General features: G+C 58.6%; 8 protein-coding genes and 1 pseudogene. 2 read left to right on the top strand and 7 right to left on the bottom strand.

Going from position 1 to position 10533, the window contains the following annotated elements:
* Window positions 1-243 precede the first annotated feature (243 nt).
* On the bottom strand, window positions 244-516 hold the full coding sequence (locus P9272_RS34075) for a hypothetical protein (protein WP_199489650.1): 273 nt from the start codon (window positions 514-516) through the stop codon (window positions 244-246).
* A 1173-nt stretch (window positions 517-1689) separates the two neighbouring features.
* Here P9272_RS34075 and P9272_RS34070 point away from each other — a divergent pair.
* Window positions 1690-2223, top strand: a complete 534-nt coding sequence (locus tag P9272_RS34070; RefSeq protein ID WP_063169380.1) for a peroxiredoxin — start codon at window positions 1690-1692, stop codon at window positions 2221-2223.
* Window positions 2224-2291: 68 nt separating this feature from the next.
* A complete protein-coding gene (gene rpoN / locus P9272_RS34065; protein ID WP_063169381.1) occupies window positions 2292-3725 on the top strand; it encodes an RNA polymerase factor sigma-54 in 1434 nt (477 codons plus the stop codon).
* Here rpoN and P9272_RS34060 read toward each other — a convergent pair.
* From P9272_RS34060 to P9272_RS34035, 6 genes and pseudogenes are all read right to left on the bottom strand, one after another.
* A complete protein-coding gene (locus P9272_RS34060) occupies window positions 3722-4348 on the bottom strand; it encodes a nitrogen fixation protein NifQ (RefSeq protein WP_063169382.1) in 627 nt (208 codons plus the stop codon). The genes rpoN and P9272_RS34060 overlap by 4 nt on opposite strands.
* Window positions 4335-5387: an LLM class flavin-dependent oxidoreductase gene (locus P9272_RS34055; RefSeq protein WP_063169383.1), complete on the bottom strand. Its 1053-nt coding sequence runs from the start codon at window positions 5385-5387 to the stop codon at window positions 4335-4337. The genes P9272_RS34060 and P9272_RS34055 overlap by 14 nt, the downstream gene beginning before the upstream one ends.
* 138 nt (window positions 5388-5525) lie before the next feature.
* Entirely contained in the window at window positions 5526-7127 is a 1602-nt protein-coding gene (locus P9272_RS34050; protein ID WP_063169384.1) for an SDR family oxidoreductase, read from the bottom strand.
* A 148-nt stretch (window positions 7128-7275) separates the two neighbouring features.
* Complete coding sequence (locus tag P9272_RS34045; protein WP_050580531.1) at window positions 7276-7863, bottom strand: nuclear transport factor 2 family protein; 588 nt, start codon at window positions 7861-7863, stop codon at window positions 7276-7278.
* 138 nt (window positions 7864-8001) lie between these two features.
* Window positions 8002-8124, bottom strand: a pseudogene (locus P9272_RS34040) (ferredoxin); the annotation flags it as partial.
* A gap of 29 nt (window positions 8125-8153) precedes the next feature.
* Window positions 8154-9332 carry a cytochrome P450 gene (locus tag P9272_RS34035; protein WP_063169385.1) on the bottom strand — a complete coding sequence of 393 codons (1179 nt, stop codon included), beginning with the start codon at window positions 9330-9332 and terminating at the stop codon, window positions 8154-8156.
* Window positions 9333-10533: the final 1201 nt, after the last annotated feature.

Here is a 10533-nt window from a genome sequence, read left to right as displayed (position 1 = left end):
TCCACATGGCAGCCTAAAGTCAAAAACGCCTATCAGTCGCCTCGCCCTGATCGAGGACAACCTGTTGAAGCTCCACAACTAGGTCGTCCAGCATCACAGTGAACCGCGTACGTAGTATTTTGTCGTAGGCGGCATTCTGGATAGCCGGATACGGGCTCTTCACCCGCTGCACCACCGATTGCGGGATGATGTCGCGAGAAACATTCACGGATTTCGTGAAAAAAGTGTACCCGCCGAAGAGCCCTACTCGCGGGGGCGGTGCAGCACCACCTCGGTGTCACTGCTCGTGTTCATGCGATGGACTAGGCCGGCCAGCTGTTGACGCAGCTCGCGGTAGTTGTAAGTCTCACCCGTGTAGACGAGCACCAAGTCAGGTCGGCCATCCCCCTGGAGCATCCTCGGCTGGCGGCCGCCCTGGATATCGATGATTGCCAGGCGGTGGTGTCCCAGCGCCGCAGGCCCGCCGATCCAAGTCCCCTCGTCGTCCGGACCGTGGTTCGCTATGGTGGCCGTCATATCGGCAAGCTCCCTTCGCGCATCGGGACCTCCGAGGTCTCGATTGAAGTCGATCCATTCACAGATGCCGCACAGGTTATGTCGCCGCATTTGGGCGAAGCAGATATAAGGCCAGTGGGAAACCATCGAGGCAAAGTGACGGATCTAGCCCAGCTACGATCCGCATCCGACATTGTCGGACATCGGACAGCACCGCGATTCGCTGCATAGGAAGCCTGGAGTCGCGATTTCCCCTGGGGGAATCAGCGCATGAAAGGAGAGCTGGGTCGTGTCTGCCGAAATGAGAAATTGCTCCCCCTTATTGCATCACCGAGGAATGTTACCCAGCGCGATAGACGGACATGCCCTATCTCCCCCCGTTGCAGCTGAGGGAGATAGGGGCCAGCTCTTCATTCAACCCTCATGGAGGATGATCAGCCCAGCCATTTCCATGCGCCGGCCTTCACAAGCCGTGCACCATTCAGGTTCTTTTCCTTGAAGCGCGACGATCCTTGTCAGACGTCGCAACACTTGCTGCCGAGAGCACGAGCTCTTCCTCGAGCATGCCTTGATCTGCGCCTCGAACGGCTCGCACATGCTGGGTTTCAACGACTTCGCAGAGGTTGATATTCTGCAGTGACTTCGTCTCGCTGCTGCACGGCATTGACGCTGGGAGCCATGCTCGCGTGGCGCAATTGTGCTGAAGCCGGTGCCCACGGCAACGTTTCTTAACCCGCCCCAGATCCTGGCGTTTGGCTATTTCCGACATTCGTGTCCGGCTTCGGACAAAGGCCGGGTTTGCCGAACGGAGTCGCACCCAATTTCCAGTGCTGCTTGAGCAATAATATCGACCGGCATTACTGCACAACACGAAAGTTGCTGCAAAAACCGAAGTGAACCCAAGGCATCGGGTCAATTGGCATGGCGCTTGCGACTCGGTCGATAGAACGCAGTCAAAATCACGGTTGCAGACCATGCCTACCTCTCAAAGCTCGATAAAGCACGCGAGCAAAATTCCCCGTCTCCGCGGAAGCTCGTCGCCGTTAAACGTGCCTGCTCGGGGGCGGTCTTGCACAAGACCGGTCCGAGGCAACCACGCCAAGGCGCGAGGCTGCCGGAACTGTCGACCGAAGTCGATGCCGCTTCAGTTTAACCGAAAAATGCACCGTACCACTTTGGCCTGGAAGCAAATCAATGACCTATAGAAAGAACGTTCCTCTCGTGACCTTTCGCACGCGTGTTCGCGATGAGTCGATCGGGGGGCCAAATCCTTATCAGTGGGAGAACAAGACCTCCGACGATTATTTCGGGGGCAAGCGCATCATCCTGTTCTCGCTGCCTGGCGCCTTCACCCCGACCTGCTCGACCTTCCAACTGCCCGATTTCGAAAAACTCTATGATCAATTTCTGGAACTGCGAATTGACGCGATCTACTGCGTCTCGGTCAACGATGCTTTCGTCATGAATGCGTGGGGAAAGTCCTTGGGGCTGCAGAAGATCGAGCTGATCCCAGACGGGTCGGGCGAGTTCACGCGCAAAATGGGCATGCTGGTCGCGAAGGACAATCTGGGCTTTGGCATGCGCTCCTGGCGATACGCCGCTCTGATCGACGATGGCGTGGTGGAGCAGTGGTTCGAGGAGGAAGGCTTCTGTGACAACTGCGAGACGGACCCCTATGGCGTTTCATCCCCGCAAAACGTTCTCGACAAATTGAAGGCGGCGGCATGACCCAGAAGTGGAAAGTCTCACACAACCCAAGCACACACTAGAGCCTCCTCGGCAGATCACGGTTCAACATGCATCTCTCAGCAAGCCTGCTTCAACGCCAGAAGCAACGTATGGTCTTATCGCCTCAAGCCATTGAAGCTATTCGCTTGCTGCGATTGACGCATACTGAACTCCATCAGCTCGTGCAGCAGGCACTCGAGAAGAACCCCGTTTTGAAGCCTGACCCGTTTGACGACGATTCGCCGCTGCCAGGGGTGGATCAGCGGAGCAGTCAAAGCAGAAGCGAAATCGGCGAATCGCCCATTGGCGGGCCGTCTGGCGGGCGCGGGCAATGGAAGTCGCAACGCAGTAGCGGCAACGATCGACCTGCCGTCGAGGAGTTTACCGCCCACACCGAAACATTGCACGACCATGTCGCCCGCCAGGTCGCCCTCAACCCGTTCACCCCCCAGGAGCGGCTGATTGCCGGACAGCTCGCCGCTCATCTGGAGGACACTGGCTATCTTCAGGTAAACCTTTTCGATCTGGCCAGGACGTTAAACGTTCGGCAAGCTGATGTGGAACGGGTCATCGGAATCTTGCAGCAATTTGATCCGCCGGGCATTTTTGCGCGAACTCTCAGCGAATGCCTGGAGATTCAGCTGCGCCAGCAAGACCGGTTCGACCCGGCTATGGCAGCTTTGGTCGCCAATCTCGAGATGCTTGCACGGGGGGATTTTCAGGGATTGAAGCAGCGTTGCGGAGTCGACGAGGAGGATCTCCTCGACATGAGGAACGAAATCCGCGCGCTCGATCCCAAGCCTGGAGACCGGTTCCAGTCCGGGACGCCGGAAACCATCGTACCGGACGTCTGGGTAATGCCCAAGTCCGAAGGTGGATGGCGGGTGGAGCTTGATCCGGCCACGCTGCCCAAAGTGTTGATCAACCACACCTATGTCGCCGAAATCTCGCAGCTGACCAAGCAAAATCCGGAAGGCAAAGCGTTTCTCGACAATTGCCAGGAAAAAGGGAACTGGCTGATCAGCAGTCTCAAGCAGCGCGCTAAGACGATCCTTAAGGTTGCGACCGAAATCGTGCGCCAGCAGGATGCCTTTTTTACACACGGCGCCGCCCATCTGCGGCCTCTCTGTCTCAAAAATGTCGCTGACGAGATCGGCATGCACGAGTCGACGGTAAGCCGGGTGACTTCGAACAGGTACATGTTGACTCCGCGCGGGGTGTTCGAGCTGAAGTATTTTTTCGCTGCGCCAATCGCATCCTGCGAGGGCGGCGATGCGCACTCCGCCAAAGCTGTCTGCCATCGGATCAAGGCAATCATAGCCGAAGAATCGCTCGACAAGGTACATTCCGACGAAGACATCGTTGCTCAACTCAAGGAGACCGGCATCGATGTCGCTCGCCGTACCGTCACCAAATATCGCGAGGCGATGAACATCCCTTCCTCCATACGACGGCGCCGCGATAAGCGTTTGTCCGCAGCTGCGATCAAGCGAAGTGACTAACCGACATTCGTGGTCGGCGAGAGGCGACTCTCAACTTCCTCCGGGCCGAAGCAGCTTTCGAAGTCATGGCATTCCCCGCAACTGGGTGCTGTGCATGACGAAAAGCCTTCGGCCTCACACAGCTTGCGGTAAAAGTACTTTTTCCATTTCATGTTTTCTGTGTTGCCTGCCGCCAGCGCGGGAAAATGTCTGGCAAGCAGGCGGCTGAGCTCAGCGCGATTTGAGAGGCCAAGATCCCGCCAAAGATGGTCCATGCGCATCGCACGCCGGGCGATGATCTTGGCCAAGCGGGCGCTCGCCGGGTCGGCCGGCGCAGCATGCGCTAGCAGCAGCCGGCGTAGCAGTTCCTCTTCCAGTTCCGGCTCGGGCTCGCTCAACTCCTCCAAAGCGAATACGCTGCTGGAGGTAGACGGGAAAGTTGCGGCCAAGACATCACGCAATTCGACAGACGAAAGGCCTGTCCCCTCCGTCGCCAACACCTCGCCCGCCTGGACCTCCTCAAGCGAACGTGAATGTACGCAGGGCAGCACATGCTGATCGAAGCTCCTCCCTAGCTCGGACCCACGCCATTGCGCGCTGGATAGGCAGCCATCATCGTAACGGCCGGCTTCAGCTTCCGGCATGACAAAGCGCCTTGTTGACCGCAGGGATGATCTTGTCGCCCCAGAGCTCGATCTGGCGCAGCATCGTCTTTTGGTCGAAGTCGCCCAATTGAGTCTGAACTGCGATCTGGTCCGGTTTCAAGATATCGATCTCTTCCAGCAGGCGATCAATCACGCGATTTACGCTGCCAATCGGCAAATTTTTGCGCATGGTCTCGAAGGACAGATCCTGCTGGGTCGGTGTCTCCTGCAGCAGGTAGCCATCGTGGCTCTGTTGGCGACGCTGATGCAGGGCTTCAGAAAGCCGGCGCTGGAAGCGGGCATTGTCGAGATAGCTGTTGATCTCCAACTCGTCGTGGCTGGCATAGCAGCAGCGCAGCAGCGATATCTTGACGTCGGTGACGTTCTTTTCCTCGGATGCCGCCGCCCTCTCGACTGATTCACGCAGTGTGGTCAAAGTCTCTAAGCCGTCGTGGAAGGCTGTGACAAAAAAATTGTGCCCCTCGCGGTAGGCCCGAGCCATCCGTGCGGCTCCGCCAGCGATCCAGATAGGCGGCGTCGGCTGCTGGACTGTGCGGACCGAAATCGCTGTTGGGGGGATCTTCTCATACTGGCCGTCGTGTTCGAAGACGTTTTGGTTGAGGCCCTTGAGAATGATGTCCAGGTATTCCGAAAAGACGGCCGGCGCCTCATCGATGTCCACGCCGAACCGTTCGAACTCGAACTGCTGGTATCCCAAGCCTACGCCGAGCTCGAGACGGCCGTTCGCAACGATGTCGGCGAAGCCGATCTCGGACAGCAGGCGCTGCGGTTGGTAAAGCGGCAGCACGCAGACGGCAGTGCCCAGGCGAATCGTGCTTGTCAAGCCGCCGCAGTGCGCCACCATCATCAGCGGGGATGGTATGAGGCTGTAATTGTTGAAGTGGTGCTCAGCAAACCACGCGGTGTTGAACCCAGCCTGCTCCGAAGCGACGGCCTGTTCGATGGAGTTGCGGATGACGCTTTCTGAGGATTGGTGATAGCCACGCTGGGCGGCCAGAATGAAAGTGGCAAATTCCATGATTTCTCCTCGTTATAGACACGTCAGCCGACCGGGAATGTGCTCGGCATGCGCATGCTTGGATCTCAAGCACCTCAGGTGCGTCGTGGAGCCGAGGCTTCATAATGCTCGGCCGGTCGCCCTGCGAAGGCCTGGCAATTAACCTGCGGCCTCCGCAAAACATTCGTCATAGAGCTCGCTGGCGTTTCCCGCATCACCGAACGAGGTCCAGCCGCCGTCCACGTAGAGGATCGAGCCGTTGATGTATGAGGCGTCAGACGAAGCAAGGAAGAACGATGCATCTGCGACGTCTTCTGGCCGTCCCATCCTGCCCATGGGGATGCGTCGTCCGATTGCTGTCAGGTCGATGCGGCCGGCTTTGGCCAACTGAGCAAGTGCGGGCGTGCGGATGTGGCCAGGAGCGACGGTGGCTGTCCGAATTCCGACCGGCCCGAGTTCGGCCGCCATGCAACGGGTCAGCATATCCATCCCCGCCTTGGAGGCGCCGTAGGCATGGCGCGGCGCGAACGGCAGAAAGCTGTCGATCGACCCGAGATTGAGGATCACGCCGCCCGGGCGCATAGCCTTGATCGCTTCGCGCGCGCAGGTGAAGGCGCCGGTAAGGTTGACATCCAGGACGTGTTCGAGCTGTTTCGACAGTTGCTCGATCGCAGGCACAATCCTGTCGGCGGTATCAGCACTATTGACCAGAACATCGATATACCCGAAGCGTCCCCTCAGTTCTTCGAACATCGACACCACATCGCTCTCGACGGCCACGTCCAGCGATTTCGCCAGATGCTTGCCGGGGAGCGATGTAGCCAGCTCTGCCGCTGCAGTGCCATCTTTATCAGCAATCACGACGGTGTCGCCGTTCGCGGCAAAGCGGCGAGCGACGGCCGCGCCAATGCTTTTTGCGCCACCGGTGACGAGCACGATTCGCGCATCTGTGCATTCGGCCGGACAGGAGAGCTCGGCTTGGAGCGCACCATCCACCGGCGGGTGAGCATCCCCCGGCTGGTTGAATGACATCCAGCCTCCGTCGACTGCCAGCACCGAGCCGGTGATGTAGCGCGCCTGCGTGCTGCTCAGAAAACGCACGACCCTGGCGATCTCGTCGGGGCGAGCCAAGCGCCCCATCGGCACGCGGCGGCGTATCGCCGCGAGGTCCATTTTGCCAGCGCGTGCCAGTTCTGTGACCATTGGGGTGCGGACGGAGCCCGGCGCCACCGCCGTGACGCGGATTCCTCGCATAGCCCACTCGCATGCAAGGGACTTTGTCAACGAGATCACGCCAGCTTTCGAGGCTGCGTAGGCGTTGCGCCTGGGATTGCCGACCACGCCCGCCATCGAAGCCACATTGACGATCGCACCGCCCGGCTTCATGCGCCGCGCCGCTTCCCGGGCCATAACGAATGGCCCAATAAGGTTCACTGTCACGCCGCGTCGGAAGGTATCGACAGCGGTGTCGATGATCCTATCCATCGTGGGTCCAACCGCCGCATTGTTGATGAGGACATCGATTTGCGCGAACCGTGCTTCGACCTGGCCGAAAAGTGAGAGCATGTCCTTCTCTCGCGACACATCGCACTCCAGACCGACGTGCGGCGACCCGAGATCCCGAGCCAGTTCAACCACACCACTGCCCGGAAGGTCCACCGCAACTACAGTGTCTCCGTCCGCGGCAAGGATATCGACCAGGGCACGGCCGATCCCGCCCGCAGCGCCTGTGATGATTACGGTGCGTGCTGCCAGTTTCACGAGAGCTTCTCCACGATGACCGCTTGTGATCTCAGCCCATCAACCTTGGGCGGAATGAAGGGCCGAGCCAAATCGTTGCAGTGACCGCCAGTCGCGGCCCCACACAGATGTCGTTCCCGTAGGGCGCTCATCCTCCATTCCTACCCACTTATGCAGCTCCCAGTTGGGGACCCTCGACGCCATCTTGGTCGGTGGGGATGTGACCCTTGAGCAACTGGTAGATGGGATCGTCTGGATGTGGTGCTCCAATCGGCTGTCGCCGGCCGAACCTATCTGCCTCAAGAATCGCTGGCGGGATTTGCTCCTCAACCCAATCGTAGACGACTGTCCGTTCCGCAATTCGCCACTCGTCCTGCCTCTTCTGAAACAGATCGCAGTAACGGCCGCAAAGCAGCGTCTGACGTATTTCTTGGTCTGTATCCGGTCCGCGTTGCAGCGCGGTGAAATAGCTCTCGACCGCGGCCTCTGCTGAACTGATGAAGTCGATCAGGCTGTTCGTGATTTGATGGATGTTACGGTGCCCCGGCAGACCGAGAGCAAATTGGATGAAGTCCTCTGCCGGTCCGCAATAGGGACCGTGCCTGTCATACGCTTCGGGCCAGTATGCGCTACGCAGCGCCGCCTCATCGGCGCGGTCTATCCCGCGGCAGTACCGATACAGGCAGTTGCGGATCGCCTCTCGGTCACGCAGTTCGGTAATTTTCGCGTGGTCGACAGGGTCTGTCGCGAATTGTATGATTGTTTTGTCCTTCCCGATGCCAGTCTGCACTTTGCGTGTGTCTCTCTCTACAACTGAGTTAGCGGGGGGCTCGTCAACTTCCAGAGCTTGTTCGGGGCAGGCTCGTACCCCTTTTGAGGCAAGCAGTTGCTCCCCATCGGCAACATCAATATCACCGGGCAAGATGTAGCCGGCGTCATCAAGCTTGAAGACTCTCGGCGCCCGCGCCCAGCAGCGCGCATGACCCTGGCATCTGGCTTTATGTACGACGACACGCATAGCGAACTCCAATGTCGTTGGCTGAAACTTCAGGACCATTCCAGGATCAGATTCTCGATCCCGAACACATGGCCGCCGAAGGTGATAGGTTCAGTCCCTGTCTTGATCCGAAAGGCTGGGATGCGCGCCAGCCACTCCTCCAGGCCAATGACAATCTCCCGCCGGGCAAGGTGTGAGCCAAGACAACGATGGGGACCATAGCCAAAGGCAGCGTGCCGGTTGTCCTCGCGCGCCAGATCGATCTCATTCGGGCATTCGAATTCCGCCGGGTCACGATTGGCAATCATCGTGGCACAGGAAACATAATCTCCCTTGCGGATCGGCGCGCCTTTGAAGTCGACATCCTTCGTTGCCACTCGGATCATCTGAATGGTCGAATAGGCGCGCAGCAATTCTTCCGCAGCGACGGCAATCCGGTCAGGTTCGCTTCGTAGCAATTCCTGATCTTTGGGGTTGCGCGCGAGATGGGCCAAGTCGAAGCATATGGCTGCTGAGACCGTGTCGAGTCCCGCGACGAACACAAGCACGCCGATGCCACGGACTTCTTCGTCACTGAGCAGACGACCCTCGACCTTTGCCTTCACGATGAAGGTCATGAAATCATCGACCGGCTCCTTGCGGCGCTCGGTGGCAAGTTCGTCGATGAAGGCCACGATCGTCCGGGCTGCGGGTGGTCGTTGCTCCTTATCGCCGTGGAGCAGATCTCTAGCCCAGCCGACAAATGTTTCTAGTCCGTTGTCCGAAAGCCCAATAAAGCGAAGGAAGATATTGACCGCGAACGGAACTGCAAAATCCTTCATGATGTCGCAGCTCGTGCCTGATGCGGCGATCCTGTCGATCAGCTTGATCGCTCGTTCCCGGACAGCCGGCTCCAATGCCATTACCCGCTTTGGCGAAAGCAGCGGATTGAGCAGTGAGCGAAAAACACCGTGGAATGGCGGATCGAGCTCAAGCGGGATCATCGGCCAGCTCTCGCCGAGCACAGAGGCGAAGATGCTGCGATGGCTGGAAAACGTTTCGGTGTCCTGCAGCACCCGGCGCTGGTCGCTCGCGCGAGTGATGACCCAGGTACCCCGACCGTCGCGCGTGTTGCTGGTTGAATAAAAGATCGGAGGCCCGGCATGAACGCAAGCAACCGCTGCATGCGGATCCCCGTTAGCCGTCGGCAACATGCCGGGCGACGTAAACAGGTTGAAGTCCCTCACCATTTCGGGCGGGACATGATCTGGAACCGGCCGCGATTTAACCGCGCCAGAATCGAGAGACCGTTCATGAGATGCTGTCGGCATTTGCATGCAATCGTCGGTGCAAGCTCCGTGCCGAATTCGTCTTTCGATAATCCTTGCCGTTTGCTGGGCAACAGGTGGCGCCTGCGCTGACTTGCTGGTCGGGATTGCAACATTCTTGTCCAGCGTCGGACACAGAATGTAGAATGCTAGACAGCGACTTGGAGCAACTCAACTGGTGGGATCGCTAGCCGATCATGTGCCCGGGGAGCATCCAGTTCGAAAGCTTGCGCTAAGCGGCTTGGTGACTTGGCCGAGGTCACCAGGTGGAAACGACCAACACTTGGGGTGAGCCTAGTGGCGCTCCCCTCGATGATGTCTGGCGGGGTGGTTAGCCGCCTCCGTAGGACAAGATCAGTCTACACGAATGGACTATAGCCTCTCCTCGCATGCCTCATTGGCCGTCCTTCAGAGCCGGCCACACGAGCTTTTGTCTTTCAGCAGGGCGTTTTTCTCGCCAGCTACAGAGCCACACCGACGCCATTAATGAGCGTCCAGTCGACGGGTTGGATGGCCCTGTCCATCTTGCCCAGCACCTTGGCTTAGCATTTGCCGGTGCGGCGGAAGCCTTCAAGACGCAGTTCTTGACCTTCTCCAGATCAGCCTCGGATGGATATCGGCAAGGGTTCAGCTCGTCCTTTTGAACTTGCGCATCTTCGTGTTGGCCAACCCCAGGCCGCCCGACATATTTGCGGTCTATCCGGCACCTCAACTTCGAACAACCTTGCGGCAAGCTCTTGGGATAGCCCACGCTCGTGCCTCCACCACCCGCTCAGCAGAGCCAGATTTGTCGTTGATGGCACGGAACTTGCGGAGTCATTCGCAGATGCGTCACGGACCGAGAGTGTCGTCCCATGAATTCGATCACCAAAAAGGCCGCCCGACGTTGCTGGGACCGCCTGCAATTACCTTATCCCAGAATTGGGAGCAACGGCTTCAAAAGGGATAACTCATCACCTCAATTTTGTCGATCGCGCGGCCATCGAACCGCAGCCATCGATCAGACTTCCGCCTCGTTGCACTCATTGCGACCGCCTTGGTGCTTGCGACAACCGCTCAATTCTGGCTGCCAGGATAACCACATATGGCGACGGAACTTCCTGCTTCAAAGCAATATAGAGAT

Origin of the sequence: Mesorhizobium sp. WSM4976, from assembly GCF_029625685.1 — a bacterium.
Taxonomy (GTDB): Bacteria; Pseudomonadota; Alphaproteobacteria; order Rhizobiales; family Rhizobiaceae; genus Mesorhizobium.
Note: the sequence above shows the minus strand (reverse complement) of the source record. Positions and strands in the feature narration are given on the sequence as shown.